The following is a 21,201-nucleotide window of genomic DNA, read 5'->3' on the forward strand; positions in this document are numbered from 1 at the left end:
GACCTGTCATCCTGGCTGGCGTATCGCGAGCAGTATGTGTTGGTGGTAACGTCAACCACCGGGCAAGGGGATCTGCCGGATTCCATCGCCCCGTTGTTTGCGGCGTTGCGTGAAAAAGGTGGTCATCAGCCCGCGTTGCGCTATGGTGTCATTGCCTTGGGTGACAGCAGTTACCCCCATTTTTGCGGTGCGGGCCAGCAGTTTGATGCATTGTTGCAAGAAATGGGCGCTCAGCGTGTGGGCGATATGCTTTTGATTGACGCGACAGAATGCCCGGAGCCGGAAGTGCTCTCCTGCCCATGGGTAGAGCAGTGGGCGGGGTTGGTTGAAGCGGGTTAAGCGCGTTCTATAAACGTGAATAAAAAACGGAGCGGTGAAGCTCCGTTTTATCATGACGTTCGCGGCCCAGTCTATTAACGTCCTTTGGTCAGCTTCTCCAGATCGGATTCGATCTCATTAATTTTGTTCGCCACCACGCTTTCCAGATGACGCAAGTCATCAAGGATTTTGCGTTTCAGATCGACTTCCACCTGATCACGTTGGCAAATCTGATCAAGCTCATCAATGACATAGCGCAGATTGGGGCTGATCTCATTGATCTCTTTAAAGCCTTGTCCGCTGTTATCCGCAACGATGGTTTTACGCTGGCGCGGATATTTAAATTTTACGCTTTTGGCGAAAAACTCCCCTTTATCCTTACGAAAATAGATTTTCAGGATGTCGTTACTGGCCTCCTGGCGCAGGCTATAGCGATCAATTTCATCGGGATGGGAGATACCCAGGCTTTTTAGATTGTCATACATGGCGCCACCTTTTGGGGAGTGATAAAGAAAAGGCGGGTCAAACCCGCCTTGTTCAGTTTAGTCGATGGTACGAAGCAACTCATTAATACCCACTTTACCGCGGGTTTTCGCATCCACTTTTTTCACGATCACGGCACAGTACAGGCTGTAGCTGCCATCTTTCGACGGTAGGTTGCCGGAAACGACGACAGAGCCTGCCGGTACGCGACCGTAATGCACTTCACCGGTTTCGCGATCGTAGATTTTCGTGCTCTGGCCGATAAACACGCCCATGGAGATGACGGAGCCTTCTTCCACGATCACGCCTTCTACCACTTCAGAGCGGGCGCCGATAAAGCAGTTGTCTTCAATGATGGTCGGGTTAGCCTGTAACGGCTCCAGGACGCCACCGATGCCGACACCGCCGGACAGGTGAACGTTTTTCCCGATCTGTGCGCAAGAGCCGACGGTTGCCCAGGTATCAACCATGGTGCCTTCGTCAACGTAAGCACCGATGTTGACATAAGACGGCATCAGCACCGTGTTACGGGCGATAAATGCGCCCTGGCGCACGCTGGCAGGAGGCACTACGCGGAAACCTTCACGTTGGAAGCGCGCTTCATCGTAGCCGGCAAATTTCATCGGCACTTTGTCGTAGTAGCGGGTTTCCGTACCTTCCATCAGTTGGTTGTCATTGATACGGAAAGAGAGCAGCACCGCTTTTTTCAACCATTGGTGCGTTACCCACTCGCCATTGATTTTTTCCGCCACGCGCAGTGCGCCGCTGTCCAATAAGCCAATAACCTGATTAACGGCTTCACGGGTTACGCTGTCCACGGAGGTCGGCGTAATGTCGGCACGGCGTTCAAAGGCGGTTTCGATAACGTTTTGTAATTGATGCATCCTGTTTCTCTTTCTGTGCTGTCAGTCAATGGTTAATTCAGGGTTACTTTATCGTTTGGGTCGAGGGCTTCTGTCAACCGTTGTTGCAAGATAAGGCGCAATTCCGGAGATAATGCGCGTCTGTCTTTGTCTGCAAGGATAAAAAGGTCTTCTACCCGCTCGCCAATCGTGGAAATGCGCGCACCGTGTAACGACACGTTGAGATCGGCGAACACTTTACCCAGGCGTGCCAGCAAACCCGGTTGATCGAGTGCGCTCAACTCCATGTAGCTGCGTCTGTCGGTATGTGTCGGCAGGAAGCTGATTTCCGTGGGCACACTGAAATGGCGCAATTTGGAGGAGGCGCGGCGCGGACGAGGATGTTGATAATCGCGCTGTGTGAGCGCCTGAACCAGCGCCTGGCGAATAAACTCGTGGCGATCCGGTGCGACCGGGCTGCCGTCGGGTTCCAGTACGATAAAGGTGTCCATCGCCATGCCATCGCGGCTGGTGAAAATTTGCGCATCATGCACGCTCAGATTACGGCGGTCGAGTTCGCCTGCCACAGCGGCGAACAGGTAGGGGCGGTCTGGACTCCAGATGAAAATTTCTGTGCCACCGCGGCTGGCCTGATGGCTGATAAGCACCAATGGCTGATGTAAATCGTGCTCAACCAGATGGCGAGCGTGCCAGGCAAGCTGATTGGGCGAATGACGCAAAAAATAATCTGCGCGGCAGCGGCTCCAGATAGGGTGCAACGCTTCTTCGTCGATATTGTCCATGCGCAGCAGCGCCAAAGCCTGGAGACGATGATGGCGCACGCGATCGCGCACATCCGGCGTATTTTGCATCCCGCGGCGCAGTTGTTTCTCGGTGGCGAAATAGAGTTCGCGCAATAGGCTCTGTTTCCAACTGTTCCACAGGGTTTCGTTGGTCGCGCAGATATCGGCAACCGTGAGGCTGACCAGGTAGCGCAGGCGGGTTTCGCTTTTCACTTCAGCGGCGAATTGCTGGATAACCGCCGGATCCTGAATATCGCGACGCTGTGCGGTCACTGACATCAGCAGGTGGCAGCGCACTAACCAGGCAACCAGCTGCGTTTCGCGTGAATTGAGCTGGTGCAGCGCGGCAAACTCAACGACATCTTGCGCGCCCAGCTCAGAATGATCGCCACCGCGCCCTTTGGCGATATCATGAAACAGCGCCGCGAGCAGCAGCAATTCCGGCTGTGGCAGACGTGGATACAGCTCTACACACAGGGGATGCTGGGTGCGCGTCTCTTCATCGGAAAAGCTTTCCAGTTTGAGCAGCACGCGCAGTGTGTGCTCATCCACGGTATAGGCATGAAACAGATCGAACTGCATCTGCCCGACGATATTGCTCCACAGTGGCGTATACGCTTCCAACACGCTATGACGATGCATCGGCAGCAGGGCTCTATTTACCGCGTGTGGATGGCGCAGAATATCCATAAAAAGGTGGCGCGCTTCAGGAATAGCGCACAGCGGCTGAGCCAGATGGCGACGCGCATGGCGCAATTGGCGCAGCGTGGTGGAATAGATACCGGTAATCTCATCGTTACGCACCATGGTGTTAAACATGCGCATAATGGCTTCCGGCTTGTGCATGAACAAGGTTTCATCACGCAGATCGATCAAGTTGCCACGCAGTTGGAATTCATTATCTATTGCGCGTGGCTTTTCACTGGCATCCAGTGCCAGGATGGCCTCATCGAACAGTTGCAGCAGCATATGATTAAGCTCGCTGACGCGGCGCGTCGCGCGATAGAAATCTTTCATCATGTGCTCAACCGGTGCATTACCCTCACCACGGTAATTCAGCAACTGCGCCACGTTGAGTTGGCGGTCAAACAGCAGGCGGTTGTCATAACGCGACAGAATCAGGTGCAAGGCAAAGCGAATGCGCCACAGAAAGCTCTGACATTCATTGAGCTCGTTGCGTTCCGCTTCGGTGAGAAAACCAAAACCGACCATTTCGTTGAGCGAGGTGGCACCAAAATGACGTCGGGCAACCCAGAGCAAGGTGTGAATATCGCGCAGCCCGCCGGGGCTACTTTTTATATCCGGCTCAAGATTGTAGCTGGTGCTGTGGTAACGCTGATGTCGTTCTTGCTGTTCGGTGATTTTGGCCGGAAAAAAAGCGGAGGAGGGCCAAAAGTCTTCGCTAAAAATCTGTTTTTGTAAGGAGAGAAACAGCGCCACATCGCCGCAAATCAGGCGCGATTCGATGAGGTTTGTCGCCACGGAAATGTCCGCTCGGCCTTCTTGCAGGCACTCATCGAGCGTGCGCACGCTATGACCCACTTCAAGCTTGAGATCCCACAGCAGCGTGATAAACGCGCCCACTTGTTGAGATTGATGGGCGCTGAGCGGCTGCCCGCTGAGTACCAGCACATCAATATCCGACAGCGGGTGCAGCTCACCGCGCCCGTATCCACCAACGGCTACCAGCGCCGTTTGTGCGGCAGATTCGAAACCGTAAAACGTCCACAGACGTTGCAACAGATGGTCGATAAAAAAGGTTCTGGCGGTAATCAGCGTTTCGGCGGCTACCCCGTCGCGAAATTCAGCGCCTAGCCACGTCTGAAAACGCTCCATAGACAGCTTCAGCGCTGAGCACTCCAGTTCGCTGTCACTGTAGGTTAACGGGGAGGCGGGGGGCTGTACGTCAGCGGTGAACACGTCGGCGGAGTGAGAAGCGTTGTTGTCATTCATAAATTCACAGCCCTTAAGCGTTGCCTGGCAAACGCCATAAAAGAGACGCCAGCCCTGTTAACGGTATCCCTGGCCGCCGCCGCAAGATAACCGCCGGGCTGGCGCACCATTATGCCGGGTGCGAAATGATGTTGGGGATGGTGTCGTCTTTCCTCAGCGTCATAATTTCGCAACCGTTTTCGGTTACCACAATAGTATGCTCGTATTGCGCCGACAAGCTGCGATCTTTGGTTTTTACCGTCCAACCGTCTTTCATGGTGCGGATACGGAAATCGCCCGCGTTAAGCATTGGCTCAATGGTGAATGCCATGCCCGCTTGCAGCACTACGCCGCCGTCATCAGCATCGTAATGCAGCACCTGAGGTTCTTCATGGAAACCGCGACCAATGCCGTGGCCGCAATATTCACGTACCACGGAGAAATCATTGCTTTCCGCGAATACCTGGATGGCTTTACCCAAGGCACGCAGCCGGATGCCCGGCTTGACCATTTTCAGCGCCAGATAGAGGCTTTCCTGCGTGATACGGCACAGACGTTCGCCCAGAATGGTGGGTTTACCGGCGATGAACATTTTGGAGGTATCCCCATGGAAGCCGTCCTTGATGACCGTAACATCGATATTGACGATATCACCGTCTTTCAGCAGACGGTCATCGCTGGGAATGCCGTGGCACACCACTTCGTTGATAGAAATACACACCGATTTCGGGAAGCCGTGATAACCAAGGCTGGCAGAAATAGCCTGCTGCTTGTTGGTAATATGGTCGTGGCAGATGCGATCGAGCTCGCCAGTGCTGACACCGGGAACCACATACGGTTCGATGATTTCCAGCACTTCCGCCGCCAGGCGGCCAGCAACGCGCATTTTCTCGATGTCTTCAGGGGTTTTTATTGATATAGCCATGCAAAATTGTCCGCAGGTGTCGAAGCAGTCGACGAATTTAAGTGTACACACTATACCCTAAATAATTCGAGTTGCAGGAAGGCGGCAAGTGAGAGACAAATTTGTCTGGAACAAATTTGAACAGCGCTTGCGCTGGCCCGTAGGGTGAACCTCATGGATGAGGTTCATTCATCCCGATGAGCTTACTCTGGTAAGTGATTCGGGTGAAAGAACGCAGCCAACGCACCTGTAGCTTGAAGTATGACGGGTATGAGCACTTATGTTATCAGCCCTGACGGATGGTGCCAAATCCCCATTTGGATTCAATGGCGGTACGTAAGGAGAAAATCGGGTAAAGGGTGCAACAAAAGTTGGTGTCGGTGGCGACTTTATGGTATAAAGCGCGCCGGTGATCTGACTGGGTCTGGCTAATAGGTTCAGCGGAATTCACTAAACTCATATGTGTAAATAACACACACATGTCGACACGTTCGCCGGGGTGCTCGAAGGTCAATGTCTTATGACGTGGCTGAAGGGTCGGTGTAATGGGACATGTGGAGGCTTAACCCCATACTCAATTTATAGAGGTAATCATGGCAACTGTTTCCATGCGCGATATGCTCAAGGCTGGCGTACACTTCGGTCACCAGACCCGTTACTGGAACCCGAAAATGAAACCTTTCATTTTTGGTGCGCGTAACAAAGTTCACATCATCAACCTTGAAAAAACCGTTCCGATGTTCAACGATGCGCTGGCCGAGCTGAGCAAAATCTCTTCTCGCAAAGGCAAAATCCTGTTCGTTGGTACGAAACGCGCTGCAAGCGAAGCGGTAAAAGACGCTGCAAACAACTGCGACCAGTTCTTCGTGAACCATCGCTGGTTGGGCGGTATGCTGACTAACTGGAAAACCGTTCGTCAGTCCATCAAGCGTTTGAAAGATCTGGAAACCCAATCTCAAGACGGTACCTTCGACAAGCTGACCAAAAAAGAAGCTCTGATGCGTACTCGTGAACTGGACAAGCTGGAAAACAGCCTGGGCGGTATCAAAGATATGGGCGGCCTGCCAGATGCTCTGTTTGTGGTTGACGCTGACCATGAACACATCGCCATCAAAGAAGCAAACAACCTGGGTATCCCGGTATTTGCTGTGGTTGATACCAACTCCGATCCGGATGGCGTTGACTTCATCATCCCTGGCAACGACGACGCCATCCGTGCAGTAACCCTGTACCTGAGCGCTGTTGCTACCGCTGTCCGTGAAGGCCGTTCTCAAGATCTGGCTGTTCAAGCGGAAGAAGGCTTGGTAGAAGCTGAATAATAAGACTGGCTCCGTCGAGCCCTTATTAACCAGGTATTGAATATGTTGGTTAGGGGGCCTTAATGGCCCCCTTTTACTTATCTCCCACGAGATAACCCGAGGAAAAGATAATGGCTGAAATTACCGCTGCCCTGGTAAAAGAACTGCGCGAGCGTACTGGCGCTGGCATGATGGAATGCAAGAAAGCGCTGGTAGAAGCTAACGGTGATATCGAACTTGCTATCGATAACATGCGTAAGTCTGGCCAGGCTAAAGCTGCGAAAAAAGCAGGCCGTGTTGCTGCTGAAGGTGTGATTCTGACCAAGATCGCGGCTGACGGCAAATATGGCGTTATCGTCGAACTGAACTGCGAAACTGACTTCGTTGCTAAAGATGCTGGCTTCAAAGCCTTCGGCGAAGAAGTTGCAACCGCTGCACTGAACGAACGCATCACTGACGTTGACGTTCTGAAAGCGAAATTCGAAGAACAGCGTACTACGCTGGTCGCGAAAATTGGTGAGAACATCAATATTCGTCGTATCGCTGTTCAGGAAGGTGACGTGCTGGGTGCTTACCTGCACGGCGCGCGTATTGGCGTACTGGTTGCCGCTACCGGCGCTGACGAAGAACTGGTTAAGCACGTCGCTATGCACATTGCTGCCAGCAAGCCTGAGTACGTGAAAGCTGAAGACGTTCCGGCAGATGTGGTTGCGCGTGAGCACCAGATCCAGTTGGACATTGCCATGCAATCTGGCAAACCGCGTGAAATCGCAGAAAAAATGGTCGAAGGCCGTATGCGTAAATTCACCGGCGAAATCTCTCTGACCGGTCAACACTTCGTGATGGATCCCAACAAAACCGTTGGCGATCTGCTGAAAGAGCACAAAGCTGACGTCATCAGCTTCATCCGTTTCGAAGTGGGTGAAGGCATTGAGAAAGCGGAAGTTGACTTCGCTGCTGAAGTCGCCGCGATGAGCAAGCAGTCTTAAGATGCAAAAAAGGAGCCGCCAGTTGGCGGTTCCTTTTTATACCCGTCATACTTCATGTACAGCGGTGTTGGTGAGATTCACTCGGCGCATTTCCGGGTAGACTGACGCACCCTATCCACGGGGAATACCCACTGGGCGTACCCACAGGAAAGTGACATGAAGCCGGGTATATCCAGCCAAAATTTTCAACACGTTTTACTGCCACTGCGCATTTGTGCGTCGGTTTAATGACGCGCGCGGTATGAAGCACGAAGGCGTGACAGTAATCACATTCCCATTATGATGAAAGCCCGTTAGGACAACAACACCATGGCAACCAACGCAAAACCCGTATATCAACGTATCCTGCTTAAGCTCAGCGGCGAAGCATTACAAGGAGCCGAAGGTTTTGGTATCGATGCGAGCATTCTGGATCGCATGGCTCAGGAAATTAAAGAACTGGTTGAGCTGGGCATTCAGGTCGGCGTCGTTATCGGTGGTGGCAACCTGTTCCGCGGTGCCGGTCTGGCACAGGCTGGTATGAATCGCGTGGTGGGCGATCACATGGGGATGTTGGCCACCGTGATGAACGGCCTGGCAATGCGCGATGCGCTGCACCGTGCCTATGTCAACGCGCGCTTGATGTCAGCCATTCCGCTCAACGGTGTGTGCGACAATTATAGCTGGGCCGAAGCTATCAGCCTGCTGCGCAACAACCGCGTGGTGATTTTCTCCGCCGGTACCGGTAATCCCTTCTTTACTACCGATTCTGCCGCTTGTCTGCGCGGTATCGAGATTGAAGCTGACGTGGTGCTAAAAGCCACCAAAGTGGATGGCGTTTTTTCTGCGGATCCGGTTAAAGATCCCACCGCGACGCTCCATGAAACGCTAACCTATCAGGATGTTCTCGAACGTGAACTGAAAGTGATGGATTTGGCGGCCTTTACGCTGGCTCGCGACCATAATTTACCGATCCGCGTTTTCAACATGAACAAACCCGGTGCATTACGCCGTGTGGTCATGGGTGAAAAAGAAGGCACCTTGATCACGAAGTAATAACGGGTGCACTGAAAAATAAGGTACTATCCTGATCGTGGTAGTGCTGTTTTATTTTCGTAATACCGATAGATAACGCGCTGCGTCGGCACCCCGGCGCAAGCATCAATGATTTACCGGGTTTGCTGTATGCATCCCTGTCCGCTTTTATCATGTGCGTTGATATCATGATAAAACGCAGGGAAATAACCTGTCTGGCAACCAGTATTCAAGGGTCCGCAACGTGATTAATGACATCAGAAAAGATGCTGATACACGCATGGAAAAATGTGTAGAAGCGTTTAAACACCAAATTAGCAGAGTTCGTACTGGCCGCGCTTCACCGAGCCTGCTGGACGGCATTCAGGTAGAATATTACGGTTCTGCCACGCCGCTGCGTCAACTGGCGAACGTTGTGGTTGAAGATACGCGCACGCTGGCGATCACCGTGTTCGACCGTTCGTTGGGCCCGGCCGTTGAGAAAGCGATCATGGCTTCGGATCTGGGGTTAAACCCGTCCTCTGCGGGTGCGGTAATCCGCGTTCCCCTGCCGCCGCTGACGGAAGAGCGCCGTAAAGATTTGACCAAAGTGGTACGCGGTGAAGCGGAACAAGGTCGCATCTCTGTACGTAACGTGCGTCGCGACGCCAACGATAAGCTGAAAGCGCTGTTGAAAGATAAAGCGATCAGTGAAGATGAAGAACGCCGCGCGCAGGATGACGTGCAAAAACTGACTGACGCCTATATCAAGAAAGTGGATGTCGCGCTGGCAGAAAAAGAAAATGAGCTGATGGAGTTTTAATCGGCTTCCAAAATAAAAGCGCCAGCCAGGACACTACTGGCGGCGCTTTATTTTTTAGAGCAATTTCATGAAGCAACTGACGATCCTCGGTTCAACCGGTTCTATTGGCGTTAGTACGCTGGCTGTAGTGAAAGCCAATCCGGATAAATTCGCCGTTACTGCCCTTGCTGCTGGGCGAAACGTTGATGTGATGCTGGCGCAATGCCTGCAATTCCAACCTGCCTATGCTTCCATGTCCGATCCCCAGGCTGCGGCACTGTTACGTGAGCGACTGATGACCGCAGGCTGTCGTACCGAAGTGCTGGCTGGCGAGCAGGCTGCGTGTGAGCTGGCTGCGCTCGATGGCGTAGACCAGGTGATGGCAGCCATCGTGGGGGCCGCAGGATTATTGCCAACCCTTGCTGCTATCAAGGCCGGAAAGCAGGTACTGTTGGCGAACAAAGAGTCTTTAGTCACCTGTGGCCGACTGTTTATGAACGCTGTTGCACAATATGGTGCGCAATTGCTGCCGATAGACAGTGAACACAACGCCATTTTTCAGAGTTTACCTGAGCACATTCAACGTCAATTGGGTTACGCTTCTTTAACGGAACATGGGGTGGAACGTATTGTCCTGACCGGTTCGGGCGGCCCGTTTCGAGAAACACCGCTTGCCGCATTAGCGGCGATGACGCCCGATCAAGCCTGTGCGCATCCCAACTGGTCCATGGGCCGCAAGATTTCCGTGGACTCGGCCACCATGATGAACAAGGGGCTGGAGTACATCGAGGCGCGTTGGTTGTTTAATGCGTCAGCGGCGCAGATGGAAGTGATCATCCATCCGCAGTCCGTTATCCACTCCATGGTGCGCTATCGGGATGGCAGCGTTTTGGCTCAACTTGGCACACCGGATATGCGCACGCCTATCGCGCATGCAATGGCCTATCCGCAGCGTGTGGTGTCTGACGTGGCACCGTTGGATTTTATGCGTCTTGGTCCGCTCACGTTCAGCGAACCGGACATGACGCGTTATCCCTGTTTGCAGTTGGCTGTCGATGCCTGTAATCAGGGGCAGGCGGCAACGACCGCGCTGAATGGGGCCAATGAAATTGCCGTCGACGCCTTTTTGCACGGTGAGATTCGCTTCACCGATATTGCGTCGTTGAATCAGCGTGTGATGGAACAGCTCTCTTGCGCAGAACCAGAATCCGTTGACGATGTATTGTCCATTGACCGTTGGGCTCGCGAGAAAGGCCGGCTGGCGTTACGCGCTTTCCACTGACAATACGCGCTTGCTGACGCATTCGTCGCGGCACAATTTGTTCATGCGGGATCAAGGTGATATAGTCTGCGCCATTCGCGTCGAGGTCAGTGCGAAAACGCTGGCGAAGGACGTACAGCCGTGCTCGTTCACGGCTTTTTTGTGCTGACGGGTCTGATGTTAGGGATGGATTGTTTTCTTACTTGAGGAAATTAAGTTCGCGTTATGCCGTCTGATAATCAACAAACACCCATTACGCCACCCGAAAGCGGGCCAAGGCATGTCGCAATCATCATGGATGGTAATGGCCGTTGGGCGAAAAGCCGCGGCAAGCTGCGCGTTTTTGGCCATCAGGCTGGTGTGAAAGCGGTGCGGCGGGCGGTGAGCTTTGCGGTAAGCCATCGGCTCGATGCCTTGACCTTGTATGCCTTTAGTAGCGAAAACTGGAACCGTCCGGCGCAAGAAGTGAAAGCGCTGATGGAACTGTTTGTTCGGGCTCTGGACAGTGAAGTCAAAAGCCTGCATAAACACGGCGTTCAGTTGCGTATCATCGGTGACATCAGCCGTTTCAGCCCGCGTCTACAAGAGCGCATTCGCCGCTCTGAAGCACTGACAAAAAATAATCCAGGGTTAATACTGAATATTGCCGCGAATTATGGCGGACGTTGGGATATTATTCAGGGCGTCAGACAATTGGCTGAGCAGGTGCAGGAAGGCACGCTCCGCCCGGACACGATCGACGAAGATACTTTATCCCACGCCCTGTGTTTGAGCGATCAAACGCCGGTCGATTTGGTTATCAGGACGGGGGGAGAACACCGCATCAGTAATTTTTTGCTGTGGCAGATTGCTTATGCTGAGCTTTACTTTACCGATGTCCTTTGGCCTGATTTCGATGAACACGATTTTGAAGGTGCGATGAATGCATTTGCGCAACGCGAACGGCGCTTCGGTGGAACTGCACCTTCCGATGCTGACGCATCATAGGGGGAAGGTGTGCTGAAGTATCGATTGATAACTGCCTTGATCTTAATCCCGTTGGTCATTGCGGCATTGTTTATGCTGCCACCGAAGGGATTTGCGCTGGTAACGCTCGGCGTTTGCATGCTGGCCGCCTGGGAGTGGGGGCAATTCGCCGGGCTAGGCTCCTCTGCTCAGCGTTTGTCTCTTGCCTTTATATGCGGCGCACTGCTGGCGTTGATGACGCTATCATTGCCCAACTATCACTATTCGGTTCATCTGCTGCCTATCCGCCTTTCGCTATGGGTATCACTGGCGTGGTGGTGTGCAGCACTGCTGTTGGTGCTCTCTTATCCCGGTTCTGCGGGGTTTTGGCGTAACTCTAAAGCGTTGCGTTTGCTGTTTGGCGTGTTGACCATCGTGCCTTTCTTCTGGGGCATGGTGGCGTTGCGGCAGCACCATTATGATAGCGATCCTTTCTTCGGTGCCTGGTGGTTGCTCTACGTGATGTTGCTGGTGTGGGGCGCAGACAGCGGCGCGTACATGTTTGGTAAACTGTTTGGCAAGCATAAACTGGCACCCAAAGTGTCTCCAGGTAAAACCTGGGAGGGCTTTGTCGGTGGGTTAGCCACGTCCGCGATTATCTCCCTGCTGTTTAGTGTTTATGCGCCTTTAGGCGTTGCGCCGTTTACGCTGCTCATCTGTTCGGTGGTTGCGGCGCTGGCATCCGTGCTGGGCGATTTGACAGAAAGTATGTTTAAACGGGAAGCCGGTATTAAGGACAGCAGCCACCTGATTCCTGGTCATGGCGGCGTGCTTGACCGCATTGATAGCCTGACGGCGGCGATCCCGGTCTTTGCCTGCCTGATGTTTTTAGTGTTTAAAACGGTTTAGGATGACCTGACAGATGATGAATGTCCTTTGGAGTTTGGCTGCATTTGTTGTTGCACTGGGCGTATTGATTACGGTGCATGAGTTTGGCCACTTCTGGGTTGCTCGTCGCTGTGGGGTCAAGGTTGAGCGTTTTTCTGTCGGATTTGGCAAGGCGCTATGTCGTTGGCGCGATCGGCGGGGAACCGAATTTGTCATTGCCTTAATCCCTCTGGGTGGCTATGTCAAAATGCTCGACGAGCGTGTGGATACCGTCTCGCCGGAACAGCATCATCTCTCTTTTAACCGTAAAACCGTATGGCAACGCGCTGCCATCGTGAGCGCGGGCCCGATTGCCAACTTCTTGTTTGCGGTTGCCGCCTACTGGCTGGTGTTTATTATTGGTGTGCCGGGTGTACGGCCTGTGGTGGGCGAAATAGTGCCCAACTCTATTGCTGCTATGGCGCAAATGTCGCCGGGAATGGAACTAAAAGCAGTAGATGGTATCGAAACGCCTGACTGGGACACGGCGCGTTTAACGCTGATCGGTAAGATCGGCGATAACGAGGTAACGCTTGATGTTGCCCCGCTGGGTTCTTCGTCCGTAGTGCAAAAAACGCTGGATTTGCGCGACTGGCAGTTCAATCCTGAAAAGCAAGATCCTGCGTCCTCATTGGGCATGGTGCCACGTATGCCGCAAATCGATGCGGTGCTGACGCAGGTGCAGGATGGATCGGCTGCGCAAAAAGCCGGTTTGCAAGTCGGAGACAGGATCGTTAAAGTCGATGGGCAACCGCTGACGCGCTGGTCGCAGTTTGCCAGTACGGTGCGTGACAAGCCGGATGCAGATATTGCGCTGGAGATTGAACGAAAAGGTGAGACCCGCTCTCTAATCTTGACGCCGGACAGCAAAACGACCGGTGGCAGGGTGGAAGGGTTTGCCGGGGTGGTGCCAAAAGTCATCCCGCTGCCCGAGGAGTACCGAACGGTGCGGCAATACGGGCCGTTCAGTGCGATTTATCAAGCTGCGGATAAAACCTGGCAACTTATGCGGTTAACCGTCAGTATGCTGGGAAAACTGATAACAGGCGATGTTAAGCTCAACAACCTGAGCGGGCCAATCTCCATTGCTCAGGGAGCCGGCATGTCGGCTGACTATGGGCTGATTTACTACCTGATGTTTTTGGCATTGATCAGTGTAAATCTCGGCATTATCAATTTGTTCCCGCTACCGGTTTTGGATGGTGGACACCTGCTCTTTCTGCTGGTTGAAAAACTGAAAGGCAGGCCGGTTTCTGAGCGTGTGCAGGACTTTTGTTATCGTATCGGCACGGTGGTGTTGATGCTGTTAATGGGGCTCGCACTTTTTAATGATTTCTCTCGCCTTTAGGCGGGGGAGTAGGTTAGGAAAAACGCATAACAACGATGGCGATGAAAAAGTTGCTCATAGCGTCGCTGCTGTTCAGCAGCGCCACCGTATACGGTGCAGACGGATTCGTGGTGAAGGATATTCATTTCGAGGGCTTGCAGCGTGTTGCTGTCGGTGCGGCACTACTCAGCATGCCTGTCCGTGTTGGTGATACTGTCAGTGATGACGATATCGGGAATACCATCCGTGCTCTGTTCGCGACCGGAAACTTCGAGGATGTCCGGGTACTGCGTGACGGTGAAACCTTGATTGTGCAGGTAAAAGAACGACCTACCATCGCCAGCATCACATTCTCCGGCAATAAAGCGGTCAAGGATGAGATGCTGAAAGAAAATATGGAAGCGTCCAGTGTGCGCGTCGGCGAAGCGTTAGACCGCACGACCCTCTCTTCTATTGAGAAGGGGCTGGAGGATTTCTACTACAGCGTCGGTAAATACAGCGCCTCCGTGAAGGCGGTGGTAACACCGTTGCCGCGCAACCGTGTTGACCTCAAACTGGTGTTTACCGAAGGGGTTTCCGCGCAAATCCAGCAGATCAATATCGTTGGCAACAAAGCCTTCACTTCTGATGAATTGATTGCCCAATTCCAACTGCGCGATGACGTGCCGTGGTGGAACGTCATGGGCGATCGTAAGTACCAGAAACAGAAACTCTCTGGTGACCTGGAAACGCTGCGCAGTTTCTATCTCGATCGCGGCTACGCGCGTTTCACGATTGATTCCACTCAGGTAAGCCTGACGCCCGACAAGAAGGGCATCTACATCACCATCAACATCACGGAAGGCGATCAATACAAGCTGTCCGGGGTGACGGTGCGCGGCAATCTGGCGGGTCACTCTGCCGAGATTGAGGGGCTGACGAAAGTGAACCCCGGCGAGCTGTATAACGGTGCCAAAGTGACACGCATGGAAGAGGATATCAAAAAGCTGCTAGGCCGTTATGGCTACGCTTATCCGCGCGTGGTGACACAGCCTGAAATCAGCGACGGGGATAAAACCGTCAAGCTCAACCTTAACGTCGATGCTGGCAACCGCTTCTCGGTGCGCCGTGTGCGCTTCGAAGGTAATGATACTTCCAAAGATTCCGTGCTGCGCCGCGAAATGCGCCAGATGGAAGGGGCGTGGTTGGGCAACGATCTGGTTGAGCAGGGCAAAGAGCGTCTCAACCGTCTCGGCTACTTTGAAAGCGTTGATGTCGAAACCCAGCGTGTGCCGGGCACTCCCGATCAGGTAGACGTCACCTACAAGGTGAAAGAGCGTAATACCGGTACGTTGAACTTCGGCGTCGGCTTCGGTACGGAAAGTGGCGTCAGCTTCCAGGCTGGGGTGCAGCAGGATAACTGGCTGGGTACCGGCAACTCTGTGGGCATCAGCGGCACCAAAAACAGCTACCAGACCTATGTCGAGCTGTCGATGACCAACCCCTACTTTACGGTAGACGGCGTCAGCCTCGGCGGTCGTATTTTCTATAACGACTTTAAAGCTTATGATGCTGAACTCTCTGATTACACCAACAAAAGCTACGGTATAGGCTCCACCTTAGGTTTCCCGATCAACGAGAATAACTCGTTGCGTCTGGGCCTGGACTACGTGCATAACGATGTGTCGGATATGTCACCGCAGGTGGCCATGTGGCGCTATCTGAATTCGGTGGGCATCAATCCTGAAGTGGTGGCGGGGTCAAATAATCACTCCAAGGCAGGTTTCAGTGCGAATGATTTCTTCCTCAACGCTGGCTGGGTCTACAATAGTTTGGACCGTGGCTTCTTCCCGACGGAAGGGAGCCGTGCCAGCCTCAACGCCAAGGTGACGGTGCCGGGTTCCGACAACGAATACTATAAGTTGACCTTCGATTCAGCGACCTACTTGCCGTTGAGTGAAAACCACCACTGGGTGTTGATGGGCCGTGCGCGCGCGGGCTATGCGGACGGTATTGGCAGCAAGGATGTGCCGTTCTACGACAACTTCTATGCCGGTGGGTCCAGTACGGTACGTGGCTTCCAGTCGAATACCATTGGTCCGAAGGCCGCGTATTATAATTGTACCAGTGGACAAACCTCTTATTCTGATTGTGCCATCAGGAAGTCCGACGACGCCGTGGGCGGTAACGCCATGGCGGTGGCCAGTGCTGAGTTGATTCTGCCGACGCCGTTTGCCAGCGATAAGTATGCCAGCTCACTGCGTACCTCACTGTTTGTGGATGCCGGTACGGTATGGGATACCAACTGGAAGAACACGGATAAAACCTTGGCGGCGGGTGTGCCAGACTACAGCGAACCGGGCAATATTCGTGTATCAACCGGTCTTGCCGTGCAGTGGATGTCACCGCTTGGGCCATTGGTGTTCTCCTATGCCCAGCCGGTCAAGAAGATTGACGGAGACAAGTCCGAACAGTTCCAATTTAACATCGGTAAGACGTGGTAGTGTAACGACAGACACGTCGTCTCTAAGTGAAGTAGAGGGCTCTGGTAACGCGCCGTGTGCGCTGATCCAGAGCTTTGTGCACGTTAATGTGTGATAAAAAAGATCAGGTTGAGGAGTAATAACGTGAAAAAGTGGTTGTGTGCCGCAGGTCTCGGTTTAGCTCTGGCAGCGTCTGCCAGCGTCCAAGCGGCCGACAAGATTGCCGTTGTCAACGTTGCCAGTATTTTCCAGCAGTTGCCGCAGCGTGAAACTGTTGCCAAGCAGTTGGAAAACGAGTTTAAAGGCCGTGCTTCTGAATTGCAGAAAATGGAAAGCGATCTGCAAACCAAGATGCAAAAATTGCAGCGTGATGGTTCTACCATGAAAGCCAGCGATCGCAGCAAATCTGAAAACGATCTGATGGCACAGCGTGAGCAGTTCTCCAACAAGGCACAGGCGTTTGAACAAGACAATCGCCGTCGTCAGATGGAAGAACGTAACAAGATCCTGAGCCGTATTCAGGATGCCATCAAAAGCGTCGCCAGCAAAGATGGCTACGATATCGTGATTGATGCCAACGCAGTTGCCTATGTCGGTAACGCGAAAGACATCACGGCTGATGTGCTGAAACAGGTTAAATAACTCATGGTTTCAATTCGACTGGACGCCTTGGCAGCACAGTTGGATGCGCAATTACACGGTGATGGCGATATCGTCATCACCGGTGTTGCTTCTATGCATTCGGCACGCTCTGGACAAATCACCTTTCTTTCAGACAGCCGCTATCGTGAGCAACTGACCACAACACAGGCATCCGCCGTGGTTGTGACAGAAGCTGACCTGCCTTACTGCAAGGTAGCGGCGTTGGTGGTGAAAAACCCGTATCTGACGTATGCGCGTATGGCGCAATTGATGGATACCACGCCGCAACCTGCGCAAGATATCGCACCCAGTGCGGTGATTGCCGATGATGCCGTGCTGGGGCGTAATGTCGCCATCGGTGCGAATGCGGTTATCGAGTCAGGCGCAGAGTTAGGCGATGGTGTGGTGATTGGTGCCGGTTGTTTTGTCGGGAAACACACTAAGATTGGCGCGGGCTCTCGTCTGTGGGCCAATGTGACGGTCTATCATCGGGTTGAGTTAGGGGCACAATGCCTGATTCAATCTGGTGCGGTGATTGGTTCCGATGGTTTTGGTTATGCCAACGAGCGTGGCAATTGGGTCAAGATCCCGCAGTTAGGCACGGTACGCATTGGCGATCGCGTTGAGATTGGTGCTAACACCACCATTGACCGCGGTGCACTGGACGACACCATTATTGGTGACGGCGTTATCATTGATAACCAATGCCAGATTGCACACAACGTCGTGATTGGCGACAATACAGCAGTCGCTGGTGGCGTTATCATGGCAGGCAGCCTGAAAATTGGCCGCTACTGCATGATTGGCGGTGCCAGCGTGATCAATGGTCATATGGAAATTTGCGATAAGGTCACGGTTACCGGTATGGGGATGGTCATGAGACCTATCACCGAACCCGGCGTATACTCATCGGGAATTCCGTTACAGCCAAACAAAACGTGGCGTAAAACCGCAGCGCTGGTGATGAGTATTGATGATATGAGCAAACGGCTGAAAGCCGTTGAGCGTAAAGTCAACCAGGATTGATCCTCGTGTCAGCCTCGTCTAAACAGTGGCGGGCGGCGTGATGGATACGGGTTTATACGCGGTGGTTGTTGTGGATTGCCTGCTTCGGCTGGCGTAAAAATCCTTATTTGCGGCCTGCCAGATGATCCTCCTTTTGGGATCTCGCAGGCCGTGTTGTTGATGGCATCAGTTTTACGGACAGGAAGAGTATTTTGACTACTAACACTCATACTCTGCATATTGAAGAGATTTTAGAACTATTACCGCACCGCTTCCCCTTTTTGCTGGTGGATCGCGTATTGGATTTTGAAGAAGGAAAATTCCTGCGTGCGGTGAAAAACGTCTCTTTCAATGAACCCTTCTTTCAGGGACACTTCCCCGGGAAACCCATTTTCCCCGGCGTGCTGATTCTGGAAGCCATGGCTCAGGCCACGGGCATTCTGGCATTTAAAAGCGTGGGTAAGCTGGAACCGGGTGAACTTTACTACTTCGCGGCTGTGGACGAAGCGCGTTTCAAACGTCCTGTGCAGCCGGGTGATCAGATGATCCTTGAAGTTGAATTCATTAAAGAGCGTCGTGGTGTTGCTCGTTTCAAAGGCGTCGCCAAAGTGGATGGCGAAGTGGCTTGTGAAGCGTCAATGATGTGTGCTCGTCGTCGGGAGGCCTGATAACGTGATTGATCAAACCGCCTTTATTCATCCCAGCGCCATTGTTGAAGACGGTGCCATTATTGGCGCACGTGTACACATTGGCCCGTTCTGCTATGTCGGTTCTCACGTCGAGATCGGCGAAGGCACGGTTTTAAAATCCCATGTTGTGGTCAACGGGATCACTAAAATCGGTCGTGATAATGAGATCTACCAATTTTCCTCTATTGGTGAGGTAAATCAGGATCTGAAATACGCGGGTGAACCGACTCGCGTAGAGATCGGCGATCGTAACCGTATTCGTGAAAGTGTCACGATTCATCGTGGTACGGAACAAGGTGGTGGATTGACTAAAGTCGGCAGCGATAATCTGCTGATGATCAACACGCATATTGCCCATGACTGCGTCATTGGTAACCGCTGTATTTTGGCAAACAATGCCACGCTGGGTGGGCACGTCGAAGTTGATGATTTTGCTATCATCGGCGGCATGACAGCGGTGCACCAATTCTGTGTCATCGGTGCACACGTTATGGTCGGCGGCTGTTCCGGCGTGGCGCAAGATGTGCCGCCGTACGTCATTGCTCAGGGTAACCATGCGACGCCGTTCGGCCTCAATATTGAAGGGCTGAAACGTCGCGGGTTCGAAAAAGAGACCCAGCAGGCAATTCGTAACGCCTACAAGCTGCTGTATCGCAGTGGGCGAACGCTGGAAGAGGTGAAACCAGAAATCGAAGCGCTGGCGAAAGATCACCCGGCGGTTCAAGCATTTATCGATTTCTTTGCCCGTTCTACCCGCGGCATTATCCGGTAATTCATGTCAACGCGTCCCCTTGTGATTGGTATCGTCGCCGGAGAAACCTCCGGCGACATTCTTGGTGCGGGCCTGATCCGAGCGCTGAAAAGCCAGATGCCTGACGCTCGCTTTGTCGGCGTTGCCGGGCCACGCATGCAGGAAGCTGGGTGTGAAACCTGGTATGAGATGGAAGAGCTCGCGGTGATGGGGATTGTCGAGGTGCTTGGGCGTTTGCCGCGTCTGCTGTCGATTCGCCGTGACCTTACGCAGCGTTTCACCGAACTTGCCCCCGACGTTTTTGTTGGCATCGATGCACCCGATTTTAATATCACGCTCGAAGGCCGCCTCAAAGCGCGCGGTATCCGCACCATTCATTACGTCAGCCCTTCCGTATGGGCCTGGCGCCAGAAACGCGTTTTCAAAATTGGGCGTGCCACCGACTTGGTGTTGGCGTTTCTTCCCTTTGAAAAAGCGTTTTACGATAAATTCAACGTGCCTTGCCGCTTTATCGGCCACACCATGGCCGATGCTATGCCGTTGCAGCCGGACAAACTGGCAGCGCGCGCACAGTTAGGCATCGCGCCAGAGCGCCATTGTCTGGCGCTGCTGCCGGGCAGCCGCGGGGCTGAAGTGGAGATGCTGAGCGCCGATTTTTTACGCAGCGCACAGTTATTACGCCAACGCTACCCGGATTTAGCTGTGTTGGTGCCGTTAGTGAATGCCAAGCGGCGCGAACAGTTTGAACGTATCAAGCAAGAAACGGCCCCTGAGCTGGACGTGCATTTGTTGGATGGTCAGGCGCGTGAAGCGATGATCGCCAGCGATGCGGCACTGCTGGCGTCTGGTACCGCAGCGTTGGAATGCATGCTGGCAAAATGCCCGATGGTGGTAGGTTATCGCATGAAACCCTTTACGTTCTGGCTGGCAAAGCGCTTGGTAAAAACCCCCTGGGTGTCATTACCCAATTTGTTGGCAGGGCGCGAACTGGTAAAAGAGTTGCTGCAAGAGGAGTGCACGCCAGACAAGCTGGCGGCGGCGTTGCTTCCCTGGCTGGAAGGCGGGGAAAACGTGGAACAGCTGCAAGAGACCTTTTTGGCGCTGCACCAACAGATTCGTTGTGATGCGGATACGCAAGCAGCACAGGCTGTGCTGGAATTGGCCCGAGGTAAAGTGAACCATGTATGATGTTTTTGTCTATCCAGATGCGACGCGCATAGCTGGTGTAGATGAAGTGGGGCGCGGTCCGTTGGTGGGGGCGGTTGTCACCGCTGCGGTGATTCTCGATCCGCAGCGCCCCATCGTTGGATTGGCTGATTCAAAGCAGCTCAGTGAAAAACGCCGCCTGGCGCTTTATGATGAGATCAAAGACAAAGCGCTTTCATGGAGTTTGGGGCGCGCCGAGCCCGAAGAGATTGACCAACTGAATATCCTGCATGCCACGATGCTGGCGATGCAGCGCGCCGTTGCAGGGTTACACCTGGCACCCGATTATGTGCTGATAGACGGCAATCGCTGCCCGCAGTTGCCCATGCCTGCCTTGGCGGTGGTGAAGGGCGATAGCCGTGTTGCTGAGATCAGTGCCGCATCAATTATCGCCAAAGTGACGCGAGACCGGGAAATGGTCGAGTTAGATGCCCGTTTCCCTGAATATGGCTTTGCGCAGCACAAAGGTTACCCGACGGCTTATCACCTTGAAAAACTCGCTTTGTTAGGTGCTACTGAGTACCATCGGCGCAGTTTTGCCCCCGTAAAACGCGTATTGGGGTTGGCATAGCCCCTCAACCGTGCGCAATCAGGTAATATCGGTGCCCCGCAGATAATGCGG

Annotated in this window: 20 protein-coding genes; 16 read left to right on the forward strand and 4 right to left on the reverse strand. The window is 53.3% G+C overall.

Annotated features, from left to right (window positions below):
• Positions 1-339: flavodoxin (locus tag J5224_RS19220; RefSeq protein ID WP_264626882.1), on the forward strand; the 339-nt coding region annotated here is incomplete at its 5' end.
• A gap of 74 nt (positions 340-413) precedes the next feature.
• Here the strand turns inward: J5224_RS19220 and J5224_RS19225 are convergent.
• From J5224_RS19225 to map, 4 genes are all read right to left on the reverse strand, one after another.
• On the reverse strand, positions 414-803 hold the full coding sequence (locus J5224_RS19225) for a DUF3461 family protein (RefSeq protein ID WP_196905956.1): 390 nt from the start codon (positions 801-803) through the stop codon (positions 414-416).
• A gap of 57 nt (positions 804-860) precedes the next feature.
• Positions 861-1,685 carry a 2,3,4,5-tetrahydropyridine-2,6-dicarboxylate N-succinyltransferase gene (dapD, locus tag J5224_RS19230; RefSeq protein ID WP_264626883.1) on the reverse strand — a complete coding sequence of 275 codons (825 nt, stop codon included), beginning with the start codon at positions 1,683-1,685 and terminating at the stop codon, positions 861-863.
• Between the two features lie 32 nt (positions 1,686-1,717).
• Positions 1,718-4,399: a bifunctional uridylyltransferase/uridylyl-removing protein GlnD gene (glnD, locus tag J5224_RS19235; RefSeq protein WP_264626884.1), complete on the reverse strand. Its 2,682-nt coding sequence runs from the start codon at positions 4,397-4,399 to the stop codon at positions 1,718-1,720.
• 109 nt (positions 4,400-4,508) lie between these two features.
• Complete coding sequence (map, locus tag J5224_RS19240) at positions 4,509-5,303, reverse strand: type I methionyl aminopeptidase (protein WP_264626885.1); 795 nt, start codon at positions 5,301-5,303, stop codon at positions 4,509-4,511.
• 572 nt (positions 5,304-5,875) lie between these two features.
• Between map and rpsB the strand changes: the two genes are divergently transcribed.
• The 15 genes from rpsB to rnhB all read left to right on the forward strand — a co-directional run bounded on the left by rpsB (position 5,876) and on the right by rnhB (position 21,150).
• Complete coding sequence (gene rpsB / locus J5224_RS19245) at positions 5,876-6,601, forward strand: 30S ribosomal protein S2 (protein ID WP_264626886.1); 726 nt, start codon at positions 5,876-5,878, stop codon at positions 6,599-6,601.
• A 110-nt stretch (positions 6,602-6,711) separates the two neighbouring features.
• Entirely contained in the window at positions 6,712-7,569 is an 858-nt protein-coding gene (gene tsf / locus J5224_RS19250) for a translation elongation factor Ts (protein WP_264626887.1), read from the forward strand.
• 309 nt (positions 7,570-7,878) lie between these two features.
• A complete protein-coding gene (pyrH, locus tag J5224_RS19255; RefSeq protein ID WP_196905961.1) occupies positions 7,879-8,604 on the forward strand; it encodes a UMP kinase in 726 nt (241 codons plus the stop codon).
• Between the two features lie 223 nt (positions 8,605-8,827).
• Positions 8,828-9,385, forward strand: coding sequence for a ribosome recycling factor (frr, locus tag J5224_RS19260; protein ID WP_264626888.1), 558 nt, complete (start codon positions 8,828-8,830; stop codon positions 9,383-9,385).
• Between the two features lie 67 nt (positions 9,386-9,452).
• Positions 9,453-10,646: a 1-deoxy-D-xylulose-5-phosphate reductoisomerase gene (gene ispC, locus J5224_RS19265; protein ID WP_264626889.1), complete on the forward strand. Its 1,194-nt coding sequence runs from the start codon at positions 9,453-9,455 to the stop codon at positions 10,644-10,646.
• A 204-nt stretch (positions 10,647-10,850) separates the two neighbouring features.
• Complete coding sequence (gene ispU, locus J5224_RS19270) at positions 10,851-11,612, forward strand: (2E,6E)-farnesyl-diphosphate-specific ditrans,polycis-undecaprenyl-diphosphate synthase (protein ID WP_264626890.1); 762 nt, start codon at positions 10,851-10,853, stop codon at positions 11,610-11,612.
• A gap of 9 nt (positions 11,613-11,621) precedes the next feature.
• Complete coding sequence (gene cdsA, locus J5224_RS19275) at positions 11,622-12,479, forward strand: phosphatidate cytidylyltransferase (RefSeq protein ID WP_264626891.1); 858 nt, start codon at positions 11,622-11,624, stop codon at positions 12,477-12,479.
• Between the two features lie 13 nt (positions 12,480-12,492).
• The gene (gene rseP, locus J5224_RS19280) at positions 12,493-13,845 is read left to right on the forward strand and encodes a sigma E protease regulator RseP (RefSeq protein WP_264626892.1); all 1,353 of its coding nucleotides are present in this window, start codon (positions 12,493-12,495) and stop codon (positions 13,843-13,845) included.
• A 35-nt stretch (positions 13,846-13,880) separates the two neighbouring features.
• Complete coding sequence (gene bamA / locus J5224_RS19285; protein WP_264626893.1) at positions 13,881-16,307, forward strand: outer membrane protein assembly factor BamA; 2,427 nt, start codon at positions 13,881-13,883, stop codon at positions 16,305-16,307.
• Positions 16,308-16,430: 123 nt separating this feature from the next.
• Entirely contained in the window at positions 16,431-16,928 is a 498-nt protein-coding gene (gene skp, locus J5224_RS19290; protein ID WP_264626894.1) for a molecular chaperone Skp, read from the forward strand.
• A gap of 3 nt (positions 16,929-16,931) precedes the next feature.
• Complete coding sequence (gene lpxD / locus J5224_RS19295) at positions 16,932-17,954, forward strand: UDP-3-O-(3-hydroxymyristoyl)glucosamine N-acyltransferase (protein ID WP_264626895.1); 1,023 nt, start codon at positions 16,932-16,934, stop codon at positions 17,952-17,954.
• Between the two features lie 191 nt (positions 17,955-18,145).
• Positions 18,146-18,601: a 3-hydroxyacyl-ACP dehydratase FabZ gene (gene fabZ / locus J5224_RS19300; RefSeq protein ID WP_195315614.1), complete on the forward strand. Its 456-nt coding sequence runs from the start codon at positions 18,146-18,148 to the stop codon at positions 18,599-18,601.
• 4 nt (positions 18,602-18,605) lie between these two features.
• The gene (lpxA, locus tag J5224_RS19305) at positions 18,606-19,394 is read left to right on the forward strand and encodes an acyl-ACP--UDP-N-acetylglucosamine O-acyltransferase (protein ID WP_264626896.1); all 789 of its coding nucleotides are present in this window, start codon (positions 18,606-18,608) and stop codon (positions 19,392-19,394) included.
• Between the two features lie 3 nt (positions 19,395-19,397).
• Complete coding sequence (gene lpxB, locus J5224_RS19310) at positions 19,398-20,561, forward strand: lipid-A-disaccharide synthase (RefSeq protein ID WP_264626897.1); 1,164 nt, start codon at positions 19,398-19,400, stop codon at positions 20,559-20,561.
• Entirely contained in the window at positions 20,554-21,150 is a 597-nt protein-coding gene (gene rnhB / locus J5224_RS19315) for a ribonuclease HII (RefSeq protein ID WP_264626898.1), read from the forward strand. The genes lpxB and rnhB overlap by 8 nt, the downstream gene beginning before the upstream one ends.
• Positions 21,151-21,201: the final 51 nt, after the last annotated feature.

The organism is Candidatus Symbiopectobacterium sp. NZEC135 (assembly GCF_025962695.1).

Excerpts from the sequence above, each read along its gene's own strand:
- J5224_RS19225 (WP_196905956.1), bottom strand. The coding sequence starts at position 803 with ATGTATGACAATCTAAAAAGCCTGGGTATCTCCCATCCCGATGAAATT.
- dapD (WP_264626883.1), bottom strand. The coding sequence starts at position 1,685 with ATGCATCAATTACAAAACGTTATCGAAACCGCCTTTGAACGCCGTGCC.
- glnD (WP_264626884.1), bottom strand. The coding sequence starts at position 4,399 with ATGAATGACAACAACGCTTCTCACTCCGCCGACGTGTTCACCGCTGAC.
- map (WP_264626885.1), bottom strand. The coding sequence starts at position 5,303 with ATGGCTATATCAATAAAAACCCCTGAAGACATCGAGAAAATGCGCGTT.
- rpsB (WP_264626886.1), top strand. The coding sequence starts at position 5,876 with ATGGCAACTGTTTCCATGCGCGATATGCTCAAGGCTGGCGTACACTTC.
- tsf (WP_264626887.1), top strand. The coding sequence starts at position 6,712 with ATGGCTGAAATTACCGCTGCCCTGGTAAAAGAACTGCGCGAGCGTACT.
- pyrH (WP_196905961.1), top strand. The coding sequence starts at position 7,879 with ATGGCAACCAACGCAAAACCCGTATATCAACGTATCCTGCTTAAGCTC.
- ispC (WP_264626889.1), top strand. The coding sequence starts at position 9,453 with ATGAAGCAACTGACGATCCTCGGTTCAACCGGTTCTATTGGCGTTAGT.
- ispU (WP_264626890.1), top strand. The coding sequence starts at position 10,851 with ATGCCGTCTGATAATCAACAAACACCCATTACGCCACCCGAAAGCGGG.
- rseP (WP_264626892.1), top strand. The coding sequence starts at position 12,493 with ATGATGAATGTCCTTTGGAGTTTGGCTGCATTTGTTGTTGCACTGGGC.
- bamA (WP_264626893.1), top strand. The coding sequence starts at position 13,881 with ATGGCGATGAAAAAGTTGCTCATAGCGTCGCTGCTGTTCAGCAGCGCC.
- lpxD (WP_264626895.1), top strand. The coding sequence starts at position 16,932 with ATGGTTTCAATTCGACTGGACGCCTTGGCAGCACAGTTGGATGCGCAA.
- lpxB (WP_264626897.1), top strand. The coding sequence starts at position 19,398 with ATGTCAACGCGTCCCCTTGTGATTGGTATCGTCGCCGGAGAAACCTCC.
- rnhB (WP_264626898.1), top strand. The coding sequence starts at position 20,554 with ATGTATGATGTTTTTGTCTATCCAGATGCGACGCGCATAGCTGGTGTA.